Below are 20,961 nucleotides of genomic sequence, written 5' to 3' on the forward strand. Positions count from 1 at the left end.
ATGACCGTGCTTGAGGGTTAGTCGGAAGAATTTACGCGGCCGATGTCGTCAACCCGGTGCTGAAGCGACATGCGGTCGAGTGTTTCGAAGGGCAGTGCCACAAAGGCTTTGATCCGGTTGCGAAGCAGCCCGTAGGCCTGCTGGAAGGCAAGGCGGCGTTCGGCGTCCGTGCCTGTCGCCTTGACCGGGTCGGCCAGCCCCCAATGGGCGCTCATCGGCTGGCCGGGCCAGGCCGGGCACTCCTCGTTGGCGGCGTGATCGCAGACGGTGAAGACGAAATCCATTTGCGGCGCCTCCGGGCTGGCAAATTCCTCCAGATCCTTGGATCGCAGCACAGAGGTGTCATAACCCTTGGCTTGCAGCAGCGCGGTCACTTCCGGCCGCGGGCCTGGCGACGGACGGGTGCCTGCGGAAAAGGCCCGGAACTTGCCTTCGCCGGCCTGGTTCAGGATGGCTTCGGCCAGCAGCGATCTGGCGGAATTGCCGGTGCAGATAAACAGGACGTTCAAGGGGCGTTCAGTCGAAGGCATCGGTATCTCTCCACTCGTGACAGGAGTGCAGATATCGGGCCGGTTCTGGCAGCAGCCGGACAGAAGATTGTCGAACATACCGCGCAGGCCCGGCAGGTCAGCGGTGTACATCAGCGAGGTGCCGGTCCGGTGCTGGCTGATCAGCCCGGCCTGTTTCAGCACAGACAGATAGGCGGAGGCGGTATTGGCCTTGAACGCCAGCGCCGAGGCGATTTCTCCGGCGGGAACAGCATCCGGATAGCGGCGCATCAGCAGGCGGAACAGGGCCAGCCGGTTGGGGTGCGCGAGGGCGCCAAGCTTATCTGTGATCTCTATTTCCATAATTCGCGAATTACGGAAATATATAGCGGGAGTCAATTCTATTTTGACGCCCCTGCAGCGGAATTCAGGAGGTCAGTCCGCCTCGTACCACCAGACATCCGGCATAAAGCCGGTGCGGTCGCCATAGACCGGCAGCTTGTCCGGGTAGCGCATTTCCTTAATGTGGGCGATCCGCCCGACATCGAAGGTCCAGAACGGAATAACATAGCGCCCCGCGGTCAGAACCCGGTCCAGCGCCCGCACGGCGGCGGTGAAGTCCTCCGGCTCCTTGGCGGTCAGCATCGCGTCGATCATCGCTTCGGCTGCGGGGCTGTCCATACCCATCAGGTTGCGGCTGCCGGGCTGGGTAACGCCCTCGCTGCCCCAGTAATAGCGCTGTTCGTTGCCGGGGCTCAGCGACAGCTCCCGGCGGTAGCGGGTGAGGTCAAAGTCATAGGCATTCTCGCGCTCGACGTATTGGGCATTGTCTACGGTTTCGGCGGTCAGGGTAATGCCCAGACGCTCAAGCGCGCGGGCGTAGATCTCTGTCACCGTCTTCATCTCGCCGTCGCCCTGGCGGATCAGCACGGTGAGTTCGAGCGCCCGTCCTTCACTGTTGCGCAGGACGCCATCGGTGACGGTCCAGCCGGCCTCTTCCAGCAGCTTCATCGCCTTGCGCAGGTTGCTTCGGTTGCGTTTGCTGCCGTCGCCTTGGGGCAGGGTGTAGCCTTCCAGCGTGCCGGGCAGCAGGCTGCCGGCAAAGGGCTCCAGCAGCGCCCGGACCTTGCCGCTGGCTGCACCCAGCTGCATTCCAAGTGCCGAGCCAGAGAAATAGGAGGTGATCCGCGGCTGCACCCCGCCGGTCACGGTGCCGTTGATGTATTCGAAATTGAAGGCCAGCAGCAGCGCCTCGCGCACGCGCCAATCATCCAGCGGCGCACGGCGGGTGTTCATCACCAGGCCGGTCATGCCGGACGGGCGCTGGTGCGGGATCTCGCTTTTAACCACATCGCCGCGGGTGACCGCCGGGAAGCTGTAGACGCTATCCCATTTGTCGGCATTGAACTCGCGCACCGCGCTCAGCTCGCCCGCCTTGAAGGCCTCGAACAGCACGGTTTCATCGCCGAAGAAGTCGATGCGCATCTCGTCGAAATTCTGGGTGCCGCGCTGCAGGGGCAGGTCCTTGCCCCAGTAATCCGGATTGCGGCGCAGCGTCACAAAGCGGCCCGGCTCATAGGCGCTGACCACATAGGCCCCGGTGCCGATGGGCGCGCCCTCGACGGTGCCGCTGGCAAAATCCTTGCCCTCCCACTGCGCCTTTTTCAGGATCGGGCGCATACCGGCGATCAGCGCCAGCTCGCGGTCCTCGGTGTTGAAGGTCAGGCGCAGGCTGCGCGGGCCGGTCTGTTCGATCCGCTCCACCTTGGTCCAGAATCCGCGGTAGCGGGGATGCCCCTTGGTGCCGAGCGTTTCATAGGACCAGATCACATCCTCGACGGTGACCGGGCTGCCATCGGAGAATCGCCCCTCCTCCCGCAGGGTGAATTCCACCCAGGAGCGGTCCTCCGGGGTCTCAACCGATTCGGCCAGAAGCCCATACAGGGTGAAGGGTTCGTTCCAGGAGCGGCCCATCAGGCTTTCGTAACTCCAGAACCTCAGCTGCCAGGGAGAGGTCCCTTTCAGGGTGAACGGGTTCAGCGAGTCAAAGCCGCCGGTGTTGCCGAAGACCACCTTGCCGCCTTTGGGGGCATCGGGGTTGGCATAGGGCAAAGACACAAAATCCGGTGGCAGGGCGGGGTCCCCGTACATAGCTATGCCATGTGCCGATTCTGCCTGGGCGGAATTCGCGGCAAATGCCAAGGTGATTCCAGCCAATGCAACGCGAAGATTCAGGAAATTTTCTTTTCGCAGTTTCACAACAATCCCGCTCTGCCCTTATTTTCTTGCCTCCGCACGCTACGTGCGCTTTTTCGTCTTTTCAAACTTTTAGCTTGGACGAAAGCCGGAAATTGCTTATAAAGAGGTCACTGCTCGATAGGTTTCTTGCCTGTATGAAACCTGCCTCAATAACTAACGCCCGCCTCGTGCGGGCGTTTTTTTCTGCGGTGTTTTACTTCCGGTCTGACTGAAAATGCCCCTGCGTTCCTGCCGGGCTCTCCGTAGTCTTACGCGTTTCTTTTGCATCTGCAGCATGGCACAGTGGCAGCAGTTTCAATGAGCCAAAGCGGAGAAGCTGATGTCCTTGCAAGGGAAGACTGCCGTCATCACCGGATCGAATTCAGGCATTGGCCTGGGAGTAGCCCGCGAACTGGCGCGGGCAGGGGCCAATGTGGTGCTGAACTCCTTCACCGACGGGGAGGAGGATCACGCGCTGGCAGAAGAACTGGCCCGTGAATTCAGCGTCAAGGCACAGTACATCCAGGCCGACATGTCCAAGGGCGCCGACTGCCGGGCGCTGATCGAAAAGGCCGGGGCCTGCGATATCCTGATCAACAACGCAGGCATCCAGCATGTGTCGCCGATTGACGAGTTCCCGCAGGACAAGTGGGATGCGATCATCGCCATCAACATGAACTCGAACTTTCACACCATGGCGGCAGCCCTGCCCAAGATGCGCGCCGCAGGCTGGGGCCGGATCGTCAACATCGCCTCTGCGCACGGTCTGACGGCATCGCCCTACAAGGCGGCCTATGTGGCGGCCAAGCACGGGGTTGTGGGCATGACCAAGACGGTGGCGCTGGAAACCGCCGAGGAGCCGATCACCTGCAATGCGATCTGCCCGGGCTATGTGCTGACGCCGCTGGTGGAGGCGCAGATCCCCGACACCATGGAGAAATACAACATGGGCCGGGAAGCGGTGATCAAGAAGGTCATGCTGGAACGCCAGCCAAGCCGCGAGTTTGCCACTGTGGAGCAATTGGGCGGCACGGCCGTGTTCCTGTGTTCCGACGCGGCGGCACAGATCACCGGTACTGCGATCAGCGTCGACGGCGGCTGGACCGCGCTGTAATTGCGTTAAACTGATGCGAGAGGGGGCCAGCCCCCTCTTGGCGCGGCGGCCAATTCACCCCCGGGATATTTTCAGCCAGATGAAGAGGCGGATCAGGGTATGACTGTGAAGATCAATCTGGCCCTGCAGGGCGGAGGCGCGCATGGGGCGTTTACCTGGGGGGTGCTGGACCGTCTGCTGGAGGATGAGGGGATAGAGGTTGCCGGGATTACCGGCACCTCTGCTGGTGCGCTCAATGGAGCTGCCTTCAAGTCCGGCATGGTCCGGGACGGGCGGCAGGGCGCCAAGGCGGCGTTGGACGGCCTGTGGCAGCGCATGGGGGCCGTGGGCGACATGCGGTTTACCCATTGGCTGACCCGGTTCGATGCGGTGGCCTGGGCCGGCGCCTGGGAAGCTGTCATGCCGTTTACGCCGATGGAAGCGATGAGCCAGGTGATCTCGCCCTATCACTATGGCCCGTTCTACGAGAACCCGCTGCGGGAAGTGGTTGAAAAGTTCCGGTTCGAGGACGTATGCGCGGGCGCCGGTCCGGAGCTGTTTGTTTGCGCGACCTGCGTGCGCACCGGAAAGATCCGCATTTTCGAAGGGCAGGAGATCAGCACCGATGCGATTTTGGCATCGGCCTGCCTGCCGGATATGTTCCAGGCGGTGGAGATCGAGGATCCGGAAACCGGCCGCATGGAGGCCTATTGGGACGGCGGCTATACCGGCAACCCGGCCTTGTTTCCGCTGTTCAGGGAGCCGCTGCCGGGGGATGTGGTGATCGTGAACATCAACCCGCTGAAGCGTGAGGAAATCCCGAAGACGCCGCAGCAGATCCGCAACCGGGTGAATGAAATCAGCTTCAACTCCTCACTGCTGCGGGAATTGCGGGCCATCAATTTTGTCCAGCGTCTATTGGCGGATGGCACGCTGCAGCCGGGACGGATGAAACAGGTGCGCGTTCACATGATCGCGGATGACGCCCTGATGACGCAGCTGTCGGTCACCACCAAGCTGATCCCGGTGCCGCAGATCCTGGCGCGGCTGAAACAGGCAGGCCGGGAGGCGGCAGAGGGGTTCCTGGCGCGCGACCGGGAGAACCTCGGGGTGCGGTCCTCCGCCGATTTGCCTGCAATGTTCGGTTAGGCGTCTTCTTTTTCGAGCGCCTTGGGCTTTTTGCCGTTTTCCAGCGGTTTTGTCGGGTCCTTGGGGTTCGGATATACCAAGCCTGCCGAGATCACCAGCTTGGCGGAGTCTTCCACCGTCATGTCGAGCTCGATCACGTCTTCCTCGGGTACAAACAGCAGGAAGCCGGATGTCGGGTTCGGAGTCGTCGGGAGGAAGACACTCATCAGCCCGCCGCTGGTTTCGGCCTTTTTGGCAATCTCGCCCTTGGCGGTGGTGGAAATGAAACCGATCGCCCAGATGCCCTTGCGCGGGTATTGTACCAGGCAGGCCTTTTCAAAGCTGCGTTCCGATTGGGCAAAGACGGTCTCGGAGATCTGCTTGATGCCGGAATAGACGGTGCGCACCACCGGCATCCGGTCCACCAGGCTTTCGGCGAAACTGATCAGCGAGCGGCCGAGGATGCCCTTGGCGATCCAGCCGACGATAATTGTGAACAGCAGGAAGATGATCAGCCCGACGCCGCGCAGGTTGATGCCGATGTACTGCTCTGGCCGGAAGGTGTGCGGCACCAGCGGCAGCACCACGCTGTCGATCCAGCCCATCACCGACCACAGCAGCCAGATGGTGAGCCCCACCGGCGCAATCACGACGATGCCGGTAAAGAAGGAGGCGCGCAGACTGGCAAACAGTCCAGGGCGGCGGTGCGGTTCTTCGTCGAAAGGCGTTGTCATCGGTCTGCTTTTGCTGAAATTCCGAATGGAACCTAGGCACTGTTCGGGGGCGGAGCAATGGCTTCCGCCCCCAAATTCAGATCATTGTGACAGTTTGTTCAGTTCCTGTGCGATCTTTGCCGCCAGCCGGGCGTTGTTGCGCACCAGCGCGATATTGGCGGTGAGCGAGCGGCCTTCGGTCAGCTCGAAGATGCGGCGCAGCAGGAACGGTGTCACATCCTTGCCCGCGACACCTTGGGTATCCGCTTCGGACTGGGCCTGGGCAATTACCGGTGCCAGCTCTTCGGCGGCGATCTGGGCATCCGCCGGGATCGGGTTGGCAACCAGCTGGCCGCCCGGCAGGCCCATCGCCTGGCGGGTGGCGTGGGCGCGGGCGATCTGCGCCGGCTCATCCATGCGCAGCGGGGCTTTCAGGTCGGACTGCGCCGACCAGAAAGCCGGGAAGCTGTCCTGGCCATAGGCAATCACCGGCACGCCCTGGGTTTCCAGCACTTCCAGCGTCTTGGGCAGGTCGAGGATCGCCTTGGCGCCCGCGGCCACCACGGTGACCGGGGTCTGCGCCAGCTCCATCAGGTCGGCGGAAATGTCGAAGGTGGTCTCGGCGCCCTTGTGAACGCCGCCGATGCCGCCGGTGGCAAAAATGGAGATCCCCGCCAGCCGGGCGGCAATCATGGTGGCCGCAACCGTGGTGGCGCCAGTGCCGCCGGTGGCGATACAGGCGGGCATGTCCGCGCGGGAGATCTTGGCAACGCCTGTGGCCCGGCCCAGAGATTGCAGCTGATCGGGCTCCAGCCCCACGTGCAGCACGCCATCAATCACCGCCATCGTGGCAGGCACCGCACCGGCGTCACGGATGTCCTGCTCCACTTGCGCCGCGACTTCGACGTTCTGCGGGTAGGGCATGCCGTGGGTGATGATGGTGCTCTCCAGCGCAACGATGGCGCGGCCTTCAGCCTTGGCAGCCTGGACCTCGGACGAATACTGAATGTCGATCACAGCGGGGGTTCTCCTGAAACATAGGTTGCCGCGGCCTTGAGGGCCGAGGCCAAAGCGGTTTTGCGGTCTTCGCCCCGTGCCTCGGCAACGATATGGGCGGCCATGAAAGTATCGCCTGCGCCGGTGACCCGGGCGACGGTGACGCGGGGCGGGTGCAGGGTGATGGCGCCTTCGGCGTCCGCCACGGTCGCAGAGGAGCCGCCATCGGTAACCAGCACCCGGGCGGCGCCGCGGTCGAGCATCGCTTGGGCTGCGGTTTCGCTGTCGGTGAACTCTGCCTGGCACAGGATGCCGGCCTCTTCCAGGTTCACGTAAAGCGTGCCGCGGGTGCGGGTGAGGAACGGGCGCAGCCGCTCCGCCTTGCCCGGCGACGCAGGCGCAACGCGCAGGTCGGCCTTGGCAAAGGCGGGGCTGGCGACGATGTCGTCCAGCAGCGACAGCGTCAGGTTGCCATCCAGCGCCACCTGGCCCTGGTAGGGCGCGTCGTCCGTGCCGAGGGAGCCGTCCGACAGCGGGCGCAGGATCTTGTCGCCGGCGGCTTCCAGCGAATGGGCGTCGGCAATGGCGGCGATCAGACCGTTGGCGCCCTCTACTGCCATGTAGCGGTCGGTGGGCAGGTCTTCGGACCGGTAGATGTGATCGGTGATCAGCCCGAAATGGCCGCAGGCGTGGATCAGCTCGTCGCCTTCGGGGTCGCGGCCCACGGCGGTCAGCAGGGCGGGCTGGACGCCAAACCGGGACAGTGTCATGGCGATGTTCATGGCAACCCCGCCGGGCAGGCGGGTAATGCGGCCGGGCATGTCCGAGCCGCGCTGCATTTCCGTAGTGCAGCGGCCGATGATGTCCCAAAGGACCGACCCGATGCACAAAATGGCGGGGGGCTGTGAGGCAGAGGCTTGTGTCATATTGACCTATTGCCGCCTTTGCGGGACCTCTGCAAGCGGCTTCACCGTGCGGGCACCGCAAAGGTCAGCGCCGCCCAAAGGCTTTCCCACACGTAATCTTCGCCCGTTGGAGCAGGGCGCAGCACAACCGCATCCAGAAGGTACTGATGTCCTAGGGATACGGGGACAAGAGCTTCGCCCTGCGCATCGGTCCGCAGGGTGCTGATGGCAACTTGGCCATCCGGGGCCTTGGCAAAGACCTCGACCTGCGCCCCTGGTCTTGGAGCACCTTGATAGAGGACCCGCACCGGGAGCCCTATTGACAGATCATCCGTATACGGATTGGCGAGCGCGACGATTTCCGTTTCAAGCCCGGTGGCCCGATCAGAGCCGCCGCCCTGTCCGATCGCCACAAAAGCCTTGGCGTATCTGGTGTACTGTTCGACGAACCCTTTGTCCGGCAAGCCACGAGCCTCGTGCCGTGTGCGGATATCGCCAAACCCCTTGTGGTCGGCGAAGGCCTGAAACTCCTCCCAAGTGTCATAGGTCAGCGTTTGCGGCTGCGTCTGATGGATGAGAACGGCCAGCCCGTCTTTCGGCATATCCGCGGTAAATGCGGGCATGTCTCCCATCCGACCCTGGTAAGGCCTGGCTGTTCCGCCCAGTAACACTTCAAACCGGGCGATCCGGTGGTCCAGATATGGCTGCTCGGCGCCCTTGAATTCCTGGCCGTTGCGCAGACGTGCTACCACTTCATCGCCAGAAGCGACTTGATATTTTTCCGGCTCAATCCAAAACTCGTGGGATAATACCGGCACGGCCCCCAAGGTCAGCCCGGCACAGAGAATTGAGCAGAACAGGCGGAATTGCATGAGATTGTCCTTGGCTGTCAGTCGTGGAGCCCCTTGGCTGCGAAGCCTATTTGCGCTGCTGTTGAGTGTTGTTGCAATAGCCGCCTCCGGTGCCCGCGCCCATGAGGTCACGCCGGCGATTGCCGATTTCCGTGTGGAAGACGGCCGAATTGCCTTGGAGCTGAGGCTGAATGTTGAGGCCTTTGTCGCCGGGATCAACTTGGACGGGCTGGAAGACACCAACCAGACCGCGCAAGCCGCTGATTACGATGAGTTGCGCGCGCTGGGCGCGGAGGAGCTGGAACCGATGGTGCAGCTCTTCGCCGAGGAATGGCTTGAGACCTTCTCCGTTCAGGCGCCGGATCCGCTGGACCTGAGCCTGTCCCGGATCACCATTCCGGAAGTCGGTGACGCCAGCCTGCCGCGCGCCACCTTTCTTGTGTTTGACGGTGAGGTTCCGCCCGAGGCCCGCAGCCTGCGCATTGCCTGGCCTGCGGGCTCTGGCGGGGTAGTCCTGCGGCAGAACGGGGTGGAAGAGCCCTATACCGGTTACCTGCAGGGTGGAGAGACCTCCCCGCCGATCGCGCTGGGCGGCGGTGCGGCCAAAATGCCGGTCGAGGCCTTCATGGAATACATTCCTGTCGGCTTTACCCATATTCTGCCTAAGGGGCTGGATCACATCCTGTTTGTGCTGGGGCTGTTCTTCCTCAGCCCGCGGGTCAAGCCGCTGCTGCTGCAGGTGAGCATATTCACCGTGGCCCATACCATCACCCTGGCACTGGGCGCCCTGGGCATGGTGTCCGTTAATCCGGCGATTGTTGAGCCGCTGATTGCCCTGTCGATTGTCTTTGTTGCTGTGGAGAACATCTTTGCCCGCAAGCTGCACAGCTGGCGCACATTTGTGATCTTCGGCTTCGGGCTGCTGCACGGCCTGGGCTTTGCCACGGTGCTTGGAGAGTTCGGCCTGCCGCCCAGCCAGTTCCTGCCCGCATTGATCGGCTTCAACGTGGGGGTGGAACTCGGGCAGCTTGCGGTGATTGCTGCCGCCTATCTTGGGGTGCGCCTGTGGTTCGGGCGGCATCCGAAATACCGCGGCCGGGTGGCGATCCCGGCCTCTGTTACTATCGCGATGATTGGCGGCTACTGGTTCGTGGAGCGGGTGTTCCTGTAACGCCTGCCTGAGGCTCAGCCCATTGCCCGCATCAGCACCTTGAGGCTGGCCAGCGGGTCTTCGGTGTGCCAGATCTCATCGCCGATGCCAAAGAAGTCGGTATAGGGCGCGATGCCGCGTACCAGATCCTCAGTGAGGCCGCCTTCGGCCACCACCGGCACCTCGATCATCTTCGACCACCATTCGAACAGGTCCGCCTCCGCCTGCGCGCCGTCGCCCAGGCCGGAGGTGCCTACCGGGCCAAAGCTCACGTAATCCGCGCCTGCTTCGCCGGCCACCATGCCGTCATGCTGCGAGGCGCCGCAGAAACAGCCGACAATCGCGTCCGGCCCCAGCGCCTTGCGCGCGGTGCGGATGGATTTCGACGCATCGGTCAGATGAACGCCGTCCAGGCCCAGCCGCTCCGCCAGGATCTGGTGGTCAGAGATCACCAGCGCCACGTCGCGCGCCATGGTCACTTCGCGCAGCGCATCGCCCGCGCGGCTCAGGGTATCCTGATCGCGGCTCGCCAGGTCCAGGCGCACGCAGGCCACATCCACCTCATCCAGCACCCGCGCCAGCTGGCCGGGGAATTTGCCCAGCTCGAAACTCGGCGGGGAGATCAGGTAGATCTGCGGCTGCTCGGGTGCGTCAGCAGGGCTTCCCATGGCGGTGCTCCATTGTTCAGGCGGTTTGACGGTGTTTAGCCGATTTCCGGCAGGACGCAAGGATTTGCGGCGGTGAAGCCCCGGTATTTGCAGCCCAAACCCGCGCTGGACCTTGCCCCGCAGCCGCGCGGGCAGTACAGCAGTGCCGATTTTGCCGGAGAACACGATGCCGACCGACACCCCTCAGCCCGCCTTTGTCCTTGTCCGCCCGCAGATGGGCGAGAATATCGGCGCCGCCGCGCGGGCGATGTGGAACTTCGGGCTGGACCGGATGCGCATCGTGGCGCCGCGCGACGGCTGGCCGAACCCCAAGGCGGTGGCGATGTCCTCCGGCGCGGGCCGCCTGCTGGACGAGGCGCAGCTGTGCGCGGACGTGCCGGAGGCGCTGGGCGACTGCACCTATGTGTTCGCCACCACCGCCCGCCAGCGCGGCCTGACCAAGCCGGTCTACAGCCCCGAGCGCGCAATGCAGATCGCAGCAGAGAAGATCGCGGCGGGCGAGAAGGTCGCGGTGATGTTCGGCCCCGAACGCGCGGGCCTGGAAAACGAGGATATCGCCAAGGCCAACGCCATTATCTCGGTGCCGGTGAACCCGCTTTACGCCTCGCTGAACCTCGGCCAGTGCGTGCTGCTGACCGGCTATGAATGGATGCGTCAGTCCGGCGAAGTGGTGCACGAAACCACCGACCTCGGCCGCAAGGGCGACTGGGCCACCGGGGTTGAGGTCGAGAAACTGGTGGAGCACTACGAGGAGCGGCTGGACGAGGCCGGTTTCTTCTATCCGCCGGAGAAGGCCGAGGGCATGAAGACCAACTTGCGCAACCTGTGGAGCCGGATGCGGATGACCCGGTCCGATGTGCAGATGCTGCACGGGATCATGCGGCAGATGGTCCGCTGGAAAGAGCGCGGCGGCGAATAAGCCGCTCTGGACCTTTAGATTACCGGCCCCTAGCTTGGCACCAGAGACAAAGAGGCAAGCATGAGCAAGCGCAGCATTTTCGAAGAGGTCGAGGGCGAGAAGAAGGACGCGCCCGCAGTGCAGACGGGGCTGATCGACCGCGGCCGCGGCGGCGCCCGCAAGGCGATCCGCGCCTGGCTGATGGCGCTGTTTGCGCTGGTGGTTGCGATGATTGTGGTTGGCGGGCTGACCAGGCTGACCGACAGTGGCCTGTCGATCACCGAATGGCGCCCCGTGACCGGGGCCATCCCGCCGATGTCCGAGGCGGAATGGCAGTCCGAGTTCGACAAATACAAGCAGATCGACCAGTGGCGCATCCAGAACCAGTGGATGGAACTGTCTGATTTTAAAGAGATCTATTGGTGGGAATGGGGCCACCGGCAGCTGGGCCGTTTCATTGGCCTAGTCTGGGTGCTTGGTTTCCTGGGCTTCCTGATCGCGCGTAAGATCCCGGCGGGCTGGACCGGCCGGCTGCTGCTGCCCGGTGCCCTCGGCGGCGTGCAGGGCGCTATCGGCTGGTGGATGGTTGCCTCTGGCGTCACCCAGGGCGAGGGGATGACCGCCGTGGCCTCCTACCGGCTGGCGGTGCATCTGGGGCTCGCGTTCGTAATCCTCGGCTTCATCGCCTGGTACGTGCTGATGCTTGGCCGCGAGGAGCGCGAGCTGATGCAGGCACGCCGCGCCAAAGAGGCAAAGCTGTTCAGCCTCTCCACCGGCCTGATGCATTTCGCCTTCCTGCAAATCCTGCTTGGCGCGCTGGTCGCGGGGATTGATGCGGGCCGCTCCTACACTGACTGGCCGCTGATGGGCGGGCAGGTGATCCCGCCGAACCCGTTCATGATCGAGCCCCTGTGGAAGAACTTCTTTGAAAACCCCGGGCTGGTGCAGTTCATCCACAGGGTGGCGGGCTATCTGCTGTTTGCCTTTGCCGGTGTGGCCTGGCTGCGCGGGCGCGGCTCGGCCCATGCGCGCACACGTTTTGCCTTCAACGCCGTTTTTGCGGCGCTGTCAGTGCAAGTGGTACTGGGCATCGTCACCGTGGTCTACGCCGCGCCGCTGCACGCGGCGATCACCCACCAGCTGGTGGCGATTGGCGTCTGGGTGCTGATCCTGCGCGCCCGTTTCCTGTCTGCCTATCCCATCGCAACCTCGATCAAGGATCACTGACCCCATGAGCGCATTTGACGAACTGATGGCCTTTCAGCGCGAGACCCAGGCGCTGGGGCAGATTGCGGGCCGTCTGGGCTGGGATCAGGAAACCGTGATGCCGCGCGGGGCCGCTTCGCAGCGGGGGCAGGAGATGGCCGCGATCGAGGCGGTGCTGCACGCACGCCGTTCCGACCCGCGGGTGGCGGAATGGCTGGAGCAGGCCGAAGCTCCGGATGAGGCCGGAGCCGCCCAGCTGCGCGAAATCCGCCGCAGCTATGAGCGCACGGTGAAGGTCCCCGCCGATCTGGCCAAGAAAATCGCCCAGGTGACATCCGAGGCGCAGGGCAAATGGGCCGCTGCGCGGGCGGATGAGGATGTGGCGGCCTTCCTGCCGGTGCTGGAGGAAGTCGTTGCGCTGAAACGCGAGGAAGGCCAGGCACTGGCGGCGGGCGGCGATGTTTTTGACGCCATGGTCGAGGACTACGAGCACGGCATGACCGGGGCGGGGATCGCCGAGATCTTTGACGCCATGCGCCCCGGCCTGGTGGAGCTGCGTGCCAAGGTGCTGGAGAAACCGGCGCCGCAGACGCTGAAGGGCACCTTCGACGAAGCTGCGCAAATGAAACTCACCCGCAAGATCGCCAAGGTTTTCGGCTATGACATGGCTCACGGCCGCGTTGACAAGGCGGTGCATCCGTTCAGTTCAGGCTCTGGCCTCGATGTGCGTATCACAACGCGGACCAGCGAAGCCGATCCGTTTAACTGCTTCTATTCGACCATTCACGAGGTTGGCCACGGCGCCTATGAGCAGAACATCAGCCGCGATTACTTGCTGACTCCGCTGGGCAGCGGTGTGTCGATGGGCGTTCATGAAAGCCAGAGCCGGATCTATGAAAACCAGATCGGCCGCAACCGGGCCTTTACCGGCTGGCTGTACAAGGAAATGAAGGACGCCTTTGGCGACTTTGGCATTTCCGGTCCGGATGCCTTTTACGCCGCGGTGAATGCTGTGCATAAGGGCTATATCCGGACAGAGGCGGATGAGCTGCAATATAACCTCCACATCATGCTGCGCTTCGATCTGGAGCGGGCGCTGATGAGCGGTGATCTGGAAGTGAAAGATCTGGAAACCGCCTGGAACGACCGGTTCGAGGCCGATTTCGGCTATGCTGTCGACAAGCCCTCCAATGGCTGTTTGCAGGATGTTCACTGGTCAGTGGGCCTGTTCGGATATTTTCCGACCTACAGCTTGGGCAACGTCTATGCCGGCTGCCTGTATCAGGCGCTGCGCCGGGATTTGCCGGGGCTGGATGCGCAGCTGGCTGAGGGCGATACCTCGGGCGCAACCGGCTGGCTGAAGCAGAACCTGCAACAGCACGGCGGTCTGCGCAGCCCGCGCGAAACCATTATCCATGCGGCAGGCATGGAGCCCGGGCACGAGCCGCTTCTGGCTTACCTCGAAGAGAAGTTCAGCCTGCTCTACGATCTCTGAGTCTCGCCGGGCAAGGGCCTAACCCCATTGCGGGGCAGCAGAAAACCAGCTGCCCCGGAAATGCCGTATTTTACGTTTATTCTCGGAAGCTCATGGGGATGTGAGTAAGAGAGTAAAGTTATGCATACAGCCGTAGCCTATCTGATCTTTGCCAGCTTCGTGCTGGCACCAACCCTGATCTGAGGCCGCCTCTCAGATCAATGCCATCCGTTCGGCCCGCTCAGGGTCCGGGAAGGGGCGGTAGAGGCCGATCTCCGCTGTGGCGATCAGGGCCGTGACATGTGAGTAGAGCTTTTCCACTTCCTCGTCATGTTCGCCCAGGACGCGGAAGGCCTGGTCCAGCTGGGTCATGTCCCGGAACTCGATTTCCAGCAGAAAATCCCGGCAATTGTCGCTGGCCAAATTCAGTTTGCGCCGCAGCAGCCGCCAGCCCATCACCACGCCGCGCTCCTGCAGATAGCTCATCCATTGCTCAACCGCGCTGGCAAAGCTCAGCGCCTTGGCCTCGTGATGCAGGTCGATGGAGCAGTGATACAGGTTCATGGGGCGGCCCTTGGCAGAATCAACTCAAGGGAAAGTCTGCCACAGAAAGGTTAGGCGGCGGTTAAACGGAAAACGCCGCCCGGTTTCCCAGGGCGGCGTTTGAATTCTGGCAGGAAGGAGAAGGGCTTAGCTCTCCTCTTCCTCCTCGCCGTTTTCCGCGATCCAGGCAACCGACACGACTTCCTCGCCCTTGCCGGTGTTGAACACCCGGACCCCGCCGGCCGAACGCGAGCGGAAGGAGATGCCATCCACCGGGACCCGGATCGATTGGCCCTTGGAGGTGGCCAGCATGATCTGGTCGTCCAGTTCCACCGGGAAGGAGGCAACGATTTCACCGCCGCGCATCGCCTTGTCCATCGCGGTGACACCCATGCCGCCGCGGCCGCGCACCGGATAATCGTGCGAGGACGACAGCTTGCCGGAGCCGCCCGCGGTGATCGTCAGAATCAGGTTCTCGGCTGCCGACATCTCCGCATAGAGTTCGGTCGAGAAATTCGGATCCTCGACAGCGTCCTCATCCGTGGATTCGGCGTCATCTGTCAGACCGGCCATGGCGCGGCGCATCTTGAGGTAGGCGGTGCGCTGCTCCGGCGTGTATTTCGAGTGGCGGATAACGGACATCGACACAACGCTGTCCTCGCCGGTCAGCTTGATGCCGCGGACACCTGTGGATTCGCGCGAGTTGAACACGCGAACGTCGGTGGAGCGGAAGCGGATGGCGCGGCCCGAGTTGGTGAACAGCATCACGTCATCGTCTTCCGAGCAGATGCGCACGTTCACCAGCTTGACGGATCCGTCCTCCGGCAGTTTCATCGCGATCTTGCCGTTGCGGCGGACGTTGGTGAAGTCGGACAGACGGTTGCGGCGCACGTCGCCGCCCGAGGTGGCAAAGACCACCTGCAGGTTTTCCCATTCCTCGTCCGGCACATCGACCGGCATGATGGCGGCAATGGAAACCCCGGTCGGGATCGGCAGGATGTTGACGATCGCCTTGCCCTTGCCGGTGCGGCCGGACTGCGGCAGGCGCCAGGTCTTGAGCTTGTAGACCATGCCGTCGGTGGTGAAGAACAGGAGCTGGGTGTGGGTGTTGGCCACAAACAGCGTGGTCACCACATCCTCTTCTTTGGTCTGCATGCCGCTGAGGCCCTTGCCGCCGCGCTTCTGGGCGCGGAAGTCGGCCAGCGGGGTGCGCTTGATGTAGCCGCCGGAGGTCACGGTCACCACCATGTCCTCGCGCTCGATCAGGTCCTCGTCCTCCATGTCGCCGGACCAGTCGACGATCTCGGTGCGGCGCGGTACGGCGAAGTTGTCGCGCACTTCGCGCAGCTCGTCGCCGATGATGCCCATGATGCGCTCGCGCGAGGACAGAATCTCAAGGTATTCCTTGATCTTGCGGGCCAGTTCTTCCAGCTCGTCCGTCACCTCTTTCACGCCGATCTGAGTCAGGCGCTGCAGGCGCAGCTCCAGGATGGCGCGGGCCTGGGTTTCGGACAGGTTATAGGTCCCGTCGTCGTTCATGGTGTGGGTCGGGTCGTCAATCAGGCGGATGTAATCCGCGATATCGGCGGCCGGCCAGCGGCGGGTCATCAGCTTTTCCCGCGCTTCAGCCGCGTCCGCCGAGGAACGGATGGTGGCGACGATTTCATCGACGTTGGAGACGGCAACGGCCAGACCGCAGAGGATATGGCTGCGTTCGCGGGCCTTGCGCAGCTCATAGGCGGTGCGGCGCGCAACCACGTCCTCGCGGAAGTCGATGAAGGACGTCAGGAACTTGCGCAGCGTCAGCTGTTCCGGCCGGCCGCCGTTCAGCGCCAGCATGTTACAGCCAAAAGAGGTCTGCATCGGGGTGAAGCGGTAGAGCTGGTTCAGCACCACCTCGGGCGTTGCGTCCCGTTTCAGCTCAACCACCACCCGCACGCCGTTGCGGTCGGATTCGTCCTGCACATGAGACACACCCTCGATCCGCTTTTCGCGAACCTGTTCGGCGATCTTCTCGATCATCGCGGCCTTGTTCACCTGATAGGGAATCTCATCCACGACAATGGCATAGCGGTCTTTCCTGATCTCCTCCACGCGTGTTTTCGCGCGGATGATCACGCTGCCGCGGCCCTCCAGGTAAGCCTTGCGGGCGCCGGAGCGGCCCAGCATTACGCCGCCGGTCGGGAAGTCCGGGCCGGGGATGAATTCGATCAGCTGTTCGCTGGTCAGGTCCGGGTCGTCGATCAGCGCAAGCGTTGCGTCGACCACTTCTCCCAGGTTGTGCGGCGGGATGTTGGTGGCCATGCCGACAGCGATGCCACCGGCGCCGTTGACCAGCATGTTCGGGAAACGGGCCGGAAGCACCGTCGGCTCGCGGTCCTTGCCGTCGTAGTTGTCCTGGAAATCGACGGTCTCTTTCTCGATATCCGCCAGGAGCGCCGCGGCGGGCTTGTCCATGCGGACCTCGGTGTAACGCATGGCCGCCGGGTTGTCGCCGTCCATCGAGCCGAAGTTGCCCTGGCCGTCCAGGAGCGGCAAGGACATCGAGAAGTCCTGCGCCATCCGCACCAGCGCGTCATAGATCGCGCTGTCGCCGTGCGGGTGGTACTTACCCATTACATCGCCGACCGGGCGGGCCGACTTGCGGTATGCCTTGTCGTGGGTGTTGCCGGATTCGTGCATCGCATAGAGGATGCGGCGGTGAACCGGCTTCAGACCGTCCCGCAGGTCCGGGATGGCCCGGCTGACGATGACCGACATCGCATAGTCGAGATACGAGTTGCGCATCTCGGTCTCGATGGAGACTGTCGGCCCATCATATGCCGGGCGTTCCGGCAGGTTTTCTTCCATGTTTTCAGGAGTTTCCGGCGTATCGCTCACGTTGGCTGCCCGCTCTTTCTTCTGGCTCTATATATTGTGTTTGCACCCTATCAGATACCGTATATGCGGCGCAAGCAAACAGCGGGGAACAGCGGAAACAGGCCGTTCACACATCGGTAACGCACTGTTTTTGGGGAAATTAACCAAATGCAGCCTAGCATCATCAGGAGGGGGCAAAGATTGGAGGCTACAGATGGAGACCAGCGAAACCGAGCTGATGCTGAAAGGATACGGGCTGACCACGGCGGAATTCACCTACCGGATGCCTGATTACATCCATGTCCTGAATACGTTTGTCTGGCAGCAATACGACCTGGCGCCGGATCACCCGCGACTGTTCGAGTTCATCGAATTCTGGCAGCGCGAGATTGAGGGGCCGCTGCACTCGGTCCGCTTCACCCACCGAAAGATGATCGGACCGGGCGAGTGGCGGAACGTCGTCGGGGAGTTTCAGGTCCACTAACCGCCTGGCCGCCTAGGCCGAGCAGCTGGCACCGCCAAGCACGCAGAACTTGGCGCAATGGGGATGGTTCAGCTGCACCGGCCGTTCGGCCTCGGCCAGGGTTTCACCCATTTCGAATTCCGGCGCGTAAGGCAGCAGGGTGCAGGCCAGTACTGCGGGTTTCTCTGCGCCTTTGCGCTTGACCACCATCCGCGACGAGGCGCACATGACACTGTCCGGGCTCTTGTTGAGGATCCCCCAGCAAGCAGTTGTGATTTCAGGGACTTCCACGGTTTCGTCCATTTCCGGAAACAGCACGGTCTGGCCCGGGTCCTGCGCGTCGATGGCAAAGCCATGCGCGGCAAACAGCGCGGCATAGCCGGCCCGGGCTTCGGCCTCGCTTTCGGCCCAAACGGTGCGGCCTGCCACCGCCATCCGGAAACCATTGTCGCGCAGCCATTCCATGCCCTCGATGGTCTTGTCAAAGCTGCCTGCGCCGCGCTCCTCGTCATGCAGCGCCGCGCTGTGGTGGTCGACGGAAATCCGCAGGGTCAGCTTGTCCCCAAACTGCTCGCGTAGTTCCAGCAGTCCGGCTTTCACCGTCTTGCGCATCATCGGGCGCATGGCGTTGGTGAGGATCAGCACCTCGAATCCGCGCGCCAGGGCGGCCCGCGCCATGCCGATCATTTCGGGGTTCATGAAGGGCTCGCCGCCGGTGAAACCGATTTCCCGGACCGGCCATCCGCGTTCGGAGATCTGGTCCAGGTAGCTCTGCACTTCGGCCTCGGTCAGATAGACCAGCGCATCGTTGGTGGGGGAGCTCAGGATATAGCAGTTGCTGCACTCGATATTGCACAGCGTGCCGGTGTTGAACCACAGCGTCTGCGGATTGCCGAGCGGAACAGAGGCGCGTTCCTGACCATTTGCCGTCACATAGGCGTCTTGAAACTTGCCTAGGTTCGCAACGGGTTTTTGCAGGTCTTTCATGCAGATGTCCTCTGAGGCAGTTCCTTTCGCGGGAAGCTACCTTATACTGGTCGGGAAATGAAAGCAGCCGGACGGGCACATGACAGGGATGTGAGCGGCAGTGTGCCGCGCCTGCACCGGCTTAGACAGGAAGAACAACAATGGTTTCGCGTGTGATACCGGTCGACCCGTTTGACCTGGTGATTTTCGGCGGCACTGGCGATCTGGCGCAGCGTAAAATCCTGCCGGCGCTGTTCCGCCGCTATTGCGCGGGCCAGCTGCAGGGCGGCGAGCGGATCATCGGAGCAGCGCGGACGGCCATGAGCAGCGCGGACTACCGCACCGTCGTGGCGGAATCGGTCCGCGAACACGCAGGCCCCAAGGCCTGCGGCGGCGGCGCGCTGGAGTCGTTTTTGGAGCGGGTCAGCTATGTCGCGCTGGATGCCTTGGGCGAGGCGGGCTGGCAGCAGCTTGGCCAAGCGCTGGAGGGGGCAGAGGATCCGCGGATCCGCGTGTTCTATTTTTCCGTCGGGCCGGGCCTGTTCGGACCGCTGGCGGAACGGCTGCACCGCCACGGGCTTGCCACGCCGCAGACCCGGATCGTGGTGGAAAAACCCTTTGGCCGCGATCTGGCCTCTGCGCGCGAGCTGAACCGGACGCTCGCCACCCATTTCGACGAGGGCCAGATCTACCGGATCGACCATTACCTGGGCAAGGAGACGGTGCAGAACCTGATGGCGGTCCGATTTGGCAACATGCTGTTCGAGCCGCTGTGGAACAGCCAGTATGTCGACCACATCCAGATCACAGTGGCCGAGACGGTTGGCGTCGAGGGGCGCGAGGAGTATTATGAGCGTGCCGGCGCCATGCGCGACATGATGCAGAACCATCTCATGCAGCTTCTGTGTCTGATTGCGATGGAGCCGCCGGCCAAGTTCGACCCGGACGCTGTGCGTGACGAAAAGCTCAAGGTGATCCGGGCGCTGGATCCGGTGGAGCCGCATCACATCGTGCGCGGCCAGTATCAGGCGCGGCTCGATCCGGAGGCGCCGCACCCGTCCTACCGCGGGCTGGTGAACAACCCGCGCAGCACCACCGAAAGCTATGTGGCGCTGAAGGCGCATATCAGTAACTGGCGGTGGGCGGGCACGCCGTTCTACCTGCGCACGGGCAAGCGGCTGGTGAACCGTTCTTCGGTCATCAACGTGATGTTCAAGGACGCGCCGCATTCGATTTTCGGGGCCGAGGCGGGACGCCATGCCAATCACCTGAAGATCCGGCTGCAGCCGAACGAGGGTATTACCCTCAGCGTGACCATCAAGGAGCCGGGGCAGGGCGGCATGCGGCTGATCGACGTGCCGCTGGACATGAGCTTTGCCGAGGCGCTGGGGCCGGAGGGCAGCGATCCGCCAGACGCCTATGAGCGGCTGATTATGGATGTTGTGCGCGGCAACCAGACGTTGTTTATGAGGGGGGACGAGGTTGAGGCGGCCTGGGCTTGGACCGATCCGATAATTGAGGGCTGGAAATCCAGAGGCGATGTGCCTAAACCCTACGTTAGCGGTACCACAGGTCCAGAGGATGCCGATTTGCTGATGCGCCGCGACGGGCGGGAATGGAGGGGGATCAACCCATGAAATTCAACGAATACCCTGATCAGGACATGCTGGCGATCGAAGTCGCGAATGAGATTGCTGGGGATCTGAAAACGCATCTTCTGCATCATGACTCCGCGTCCTTTGCGGTTGCCGGCGGCACGACGCCCGGACTCATCTTTGACGATCTTTGTGCGGCGGATATCGATTGGGACCGGGTGCATGTAATGGCAACCGATGAACGCTGGGTGCCTTCGGACAGCGCGCGCTCCAATGCTGCGATGATCCGGGCACGGCTGCTGCAAAACCGGGCGTCTGCGGCGCAATTCCTGCCGTTCCATGTGCCGGAACGCGAGCCGGAGGATGTTCTGGCGGAACTCGAAAGCCTGGTGGTGCCGGAGCTGCCGCTGTCGGTGCTGCTGCTGGGCATGGGCGAAGATATGCACACCGCGTCTCTGTTCCCCGGCGCCGTGGGAATCGAAGCTGCGCTGGAGGCGGATGCGCCTGCGCTCACGGTCATGCGCCCAAGCAGCCAGCCGGAAACCCGGGTCAGTCTGACGGCACGGGTGCTGGACGGCGCAATTGCGAAACACCTGGTGATTTTTGGCGATGCCAAACGGCGGGCGCTTGAACAGGCGATGTCATTGCCGCCGGAAGATGCGCCGGTCCAGGCCGTATTGTCCGAGGCCTCCGTCCACTGGGCACCTTGATTTTCAGGAAAACTGAG

Annotated in this window: 19 protein-coding genes; 9 read left to right on the forward strand and 10 right to left on the reverse strand. The window is 63.0% G+C overall.

The window, feature by feature from the left end:
- Positions 1-17 precede the first annotated feature (17 nt).
- The gene (locus tag ACFMBG_RS13060; protein ID WP_421055132.1) at positions 18-851 is read right to left on the reverse strand and encodes an arsenate reductase/protein-tyrosine-phosphatase family protein; all 834 of its coding nucleotides are present in this window, start codon (positions 849-851) and stop codon (positions 18-20) included.
- A 72-nt stretch (positions 852-923) separates the two neighbouring features.
- Positions 924-2,639: an extracellular solute-binding protein gene (locus ACFMBG_RS13065; RefSeq protein WP_421055133.1), complete on the reverse strand. Its 1,716-nt coding sequence runs from the start codon at positions 2,637-2,639 to the stop codon at positions 924-926.
- Positions 2,640-3,066: 427 nt separating this feature from the next.
- On the opposite strand from ACFMBG_RS13065, the gene ACFMBG_RS13070 reads away from it, so the two are divergent.
- Positions 3,067-3,840, forward strand: coding sequence for a 3-hydroxybutyrate dehydrogenase (locus tag ACFMBG_RS13070; RefSeq protein WP_421055134.1), 774 nt, complete (start codon positions 3,067-3,069; stop codon positions 3,838-3,840).
- Between the two features lie 99 nt (positions 3,841-3,939).
- Complete coding sequence (locus tag ACFMBG_RS13075; protein ID WP_421055135.1) at positions 3,940-4,968, forward strand: patatin-like phospholipase family protein; 1,029 nt, start codon at positions 3,940-3,942, stop codon at positions 4,966-4,968.
- On the opposite strand, the gene ACFMBG_RS13080 is transcribed toward ACFMBG_RS13075, so the two are convergent.
- From ACFMBG_RS13080 to ACFMBG_RS13095, 4 genes are all read right to left on the reverse strand, one after another.
- A complete protein-coding gene (locus ACFMBG_RS13080; protein WP_421055136.1) occupies positions 4,965-5,681 on the reverse strand; it encodes a DUF502 domain-containing protein in 717 nt (238 codons plus the stop codon). The genes ACFMBG_RS13075 and ACFMBG_RS13080 overlap by 4 nt on opposite strands.
- Before the next feature lie 81 nt (positions 5,682-5,762).
- The gene (locus tag ACFMBG_RS13085; RefSeq protein WP_421055137.1) at positions 5,763-6,677 is read right to left on the reverse strand and encodes a pseudouridine-5'-phosphate glycosidase; all 915 of its coding nucleotides are present in this window, start codon (positions 6,675-6,677) and stop codon (positions 5,763-5,765) included.
- Positions 6,674-7,582: a PfkB family carbohydrate kinase gene (locus ACFMBG_RS13090; protein WP_421055138.1), complete on the reverse strand. Its 909-nt coding sequence runs from the start codon at positions 7,580-7,582 to the stop codon at positions 6,674-6,676. Before ACFMBG_RS13090 ends, ACFMBG_RS13085 begins: the two co-directional genes overlap by 4 nt.
- A 41-nt stretch (positions 7,583-7,623) precedes the next feature.
- Positions 7,624-8,433 carry a DUF4198 domain-containing protein gene (locus tag ACFMBG_RS13095; RefSeq protein ID WP_421055139.1) on the reverse strand — a complete coding sequence of 270 codons (810 nt, stop codon included), beginning with the start codon at positions 8,431-8,433 and terminating at the stop codon, positions 7,624-7,626.
- Between ACFMBG_RS13095 and ACFMBG_RS13100 the strand changes: the two genes are divergently transcribed.
- Positions 8,432-9,583, forward strand: a complete 1,152-nt coding sequence (locus ACFMBG_RS13100) for a HupE/UreJ family protein (protein WP_421055140.1) — start codon at positions 8,432-8,434, stop codon at positions 9,581-9,583. The genes ACFMBG_RS13095 and ACFMBG_RS13100 overlap by 2 nt on opposite strands.
- Before the next feature lie 14 nt (positions 9,584-9,597).
- Here ACFMBG_RS13100 and ACFMBG_RS13105 read toward each other — a convergent pair whose 3' ends face one another.
- Complete coding sequence (locus tag ACFMBG_RS13105) at positions 9,598-10,230, reverse strand: thiamine phosphate synthase (RefSeq protein ID WP_421055141.1); 633 nt, start codon at positions 10,228-10,230, stop codon at positions 9,598-9,600.
- 166 nt (positions 10,231-10,396) lie between these two features.
- Here ACFMBG_RS13105 and ACFMBG_RS13110 point away from each other — a divergent pair, with 166 nt between their 5' ends.
- From ACFMBG_RS13110 to ACFMBG_RS13120, 3 genes are read left to right on the forward strand one after another with little or no spacing between them, the layout of a single operon-like run.
- Complete coding sequence (locus tag ACFMBG_RS13110) at positions 10,397-11,149, forward strand: RNA methyltransferase (protein ID WP_421055142.1); 753 nt, start codon at positions 10,397-10,399, stop codon at positions 11,147-11,149.
- A gap of 60 nt (positions 11,150-11,209) precedes the next feature.
- On the forward strand, positions 11,210-12,355 hold the full coding sequence (ctaA, locus tag ACFMBG_RS13115) for a heme A synthase (protein ID WP_421055143.1): 1,146 nt from the start codon (positions 11,210-11,212) through the stop codon (positions 12,353-12,355).
- A 4-nt stretch (positions 12,356-12,359) separates the two neighbouring features.
- Positions 12,360-13,829: a carboxypeptidase M32 gene (locus ACFMBG_RS13120; RefSeq protein WP_421055144.1), complete on the forward strand. Its 1,470-nt coding sequence runs from the start codon at positions 12,360-12,362 to the stop codon at positions 13,827-13,829.
- A 192-nt stretch (positions 13,830-14,021) separates the two neighbouring features.
- Here the strand turns inward: ACFMBG_RS13120 and ACFMBG_RS13125 are convergent, their stop codons facing one another.
- Both ACFMBG_RS13125 and gyrA read right to left on the reverse strand, forming a co-directional pair.
- Positions 14,022-14,372 (reverse strand): DUF6614 family protein, encoded by a 351-nt coding sequence (locus ACFMBG_RS13125; RefSeq protein ID WP_421055145.1) that lies wholly within the window; start codon positions 14,370-14,372, stop codon positions 14,022-14,024.
- A 126-nt stretch (positions 14,373-14,498) separates the two neighbouring features.
- Positions 14,499-17,201 (reverse strand): DNA gyrase subunit A, encoded by a 2,703-nt coding sequence (gene gyrA / locus ACFMBG_RS13130; protein ID WP_421055146.1) that lies wholly within the window; start codon positions 17,199-17,201, stop codon positions 14,499-14,501.
- A 223-nt stretch (positions 17,202-17,424) separates the two neighbouring features.
- On the opposite strand from gyrA, the gene ACFMBG_RS13135 reads away from it, so the two are divergent.
- Positions 17,425-17,694 carry an usg protein gene (locus ACFMBG_RS13135; protein ID WP_421055147.1) on the forward strand — a complete coding sequence of 90 codons (270 nt, stop codon included), beginning with the start codon at positions 17,425-17,427 and terminating at the stop codon, positions 17,692-17,694.
- A gap of 12 nt (positions 17,695-17,706) precedes the next feature.
- Here ACFMBG_RS13135 and ACFMBG_RS13140 read toward each other — a convergent pair whose 3' ends face one another.
- Complete coding sequence (locus ACFMBG_RS13140) at positions 17,707-18,660, reverse strand: radical SAM protein (RefSeq protein ID WP_421055148.1); 954 nt, start codon at positions 18,658-18,660, stop codon at positions 17,707-17,709.
- Positions 18,661-18,800: 140 nt separating this feature from the next.
- Between ACFMBG_RS13140 and zwf the strand changes: the two genes are divergently transcribed.
- Positions 18,801-20,276 carry a glucose-6-phosphate dehydrogenase gene (gene zwf, locus ACFMBG_RS13145; protein WP_421055149.1) on the forward strand — a complete coding sequence of 492 codons (1,476 nt, stop codon included), beginning with the start codon at positions 18,801-18,803 and terminating at the stop codon, positions 20,274-20,276.
- Positions 20,273-20,944 carry a 6-phosphogluconolactonase gene (gene pgl, locus ACFMBG_RS13150; protein ID WP_421055150.1) on the forward strand — a complete coding sequence of 224 codons (672 nt, stop codon included), beginning with the start codon at positions 20,273-20,275 and terminating at the stop codon, positions 20,942-20,944. Before zwf ends, pgl begins: the two co-directional genes overlap by 4 nt.
- The last annotated feature ends 17 nt before the right edge of the window (positions 20,945-20,961 follow it).

The sequence above is a fragment of the Leisingera coralii genome (assembly GCF_049056525.1).
GTDB classification, from domain to species: domain Bacteria; phylum Pseudomonadota; class Alphaproteobacteria; order Rhodobacterales; family Rhodobacteraceae; genus Leisingera; species Leisingera coralii.

Excerpts from the sequence above, each read along its gene's own strand:
- gyrA (WP_421055146.1), bottom strand. The coding sequence starts at position 17,201 with ATGGAAGAAAACCTGCCGGAACGCCCGGCATATGATGGGCCGACAGTC.
- ACFMBG_RS13125 (WP_421055145.1), bottom strand. The coding sequence starts at position 14,372 with ATGAACCTGTATCACTGCTCCATCGACCTGCATCACGAGGCCAAGGCG.
- pgl (WP_421055150.1), top strand. The coding sequence starts at position 20,273 with ATGAAATTCAACGAATACCCTGATCAGGACATGCTGGCGATCGAAGTC.
- ACFMBG_RS13065 (WP_421055133.1), bottom strand. The coding sequence starts at position 2,639 with ATGTACGGGGACCCCGCCCTGCCACCGGATTTTGTGTCTTTGCCCTAT.
- ACFMBG_RS13105 (WP_421055141.1), bottom strand. The coding sequence starts at position 10,230 with ATGGGAAGCCCTGCTGACGCACCCGAGCAGCCGCAGATCTACCTGATC.
- ACFMBG_RS13090 (WP_421055138.1), bottom strand. The coding sequence starts at position 7,582 with ATGACACAAGCCTCTGCCTCACAGCCCCCCGCCATTTTGTGCATCGGG.
- ACFMBG_RS13100 (WP_421055140.1), top strand. The coding sequence starts at position 8,432 with ATGAGATTGTCCTTGGCTGTCAGTCGTGGAGCCCCTTGGCTGCGAAGC.
- zwf (WP_421055149.1), top strand. The coding sequence starts at position 18,801 with ATGGTTTCGCGTGTGATACCGGTCGACCCGTTTGACCTGGTGATTTTC.
- ACFMBG_RS13060 (WP_421055132.1), bottom strand. The coding sequence starts at position 851 with ATGGAAATAGAGATCACAGATAAGCTTGGCGCCCTCGCGCACCCCAAC.
- ACFMBG_RS13075 (WP_421055135.1), top strand. The coding sequence starts at position 3,940 with ATGACTGTGAAGATCAATCTGGCCCTGCAGGGCGGAGGCGCGCATGGG.
- ACFMBG_RS13120 (WP_421055144.1), top strand. The coding sequence starts at position 12,360 with ATGAGCGCATTTGACGAACTGATGGCCTTTCAGCGCGAGACCCAGGCG.
- ACFMBG_RS13140 (WP_421055148.1), bottom strand. The coding sequence starts at position 18,660 with ATGAAAGACCTGCAAAAACCCGTTGCGAACCTAGGCAAGTTTCAAGAC.
- ctaA (WP_421055143.1), top strand. The coding sequence starts at position 11,210 with ATGAGCAAGCGCAGCATTTTCGAAGAGGTCGAGGGCGAGAAGAAGGAC.
- ACFMBG_RS13070 (WP_421055134.1), top strand. The coding sequence starts at position 3,067 with ATGTCCTTGCAAGGGAAGACTGCCGTCATCACCGGATCGAATTCAGGC.
- ACFMBG_RS13110 (WP_421055142.1), top strand. The coding sequence starts at position 10,397 with ATGCCGACCGACACCCCTCAGCCCGCCTTTGTCCTTGTCCGCCCGCAG.
- ACFMBG_RS13135 (WP_421055147.1), top strand. The coding sequence starts at position 17,425 with ATGGAGACCAGCGAAACCGAGCTGATGCTGAAAGGATACGGGCTGACC.
- ACFMBG_RS13095 (WP_421055139.1), bottom strand. The coding sequence starts at position 8,433 with ATGCAATTCCGCCTGTTCTGCTCAATTCTCTGTGCCGGGCTGACCTTG.
- ACFMBG_RS13080 (WP_421055136.1), bottom strand. The coding sequence starts at position 5,681 with ATGACAACGCCTTTCGACGAAGAACCGCACCGCCGCCCTGGACTGTTT.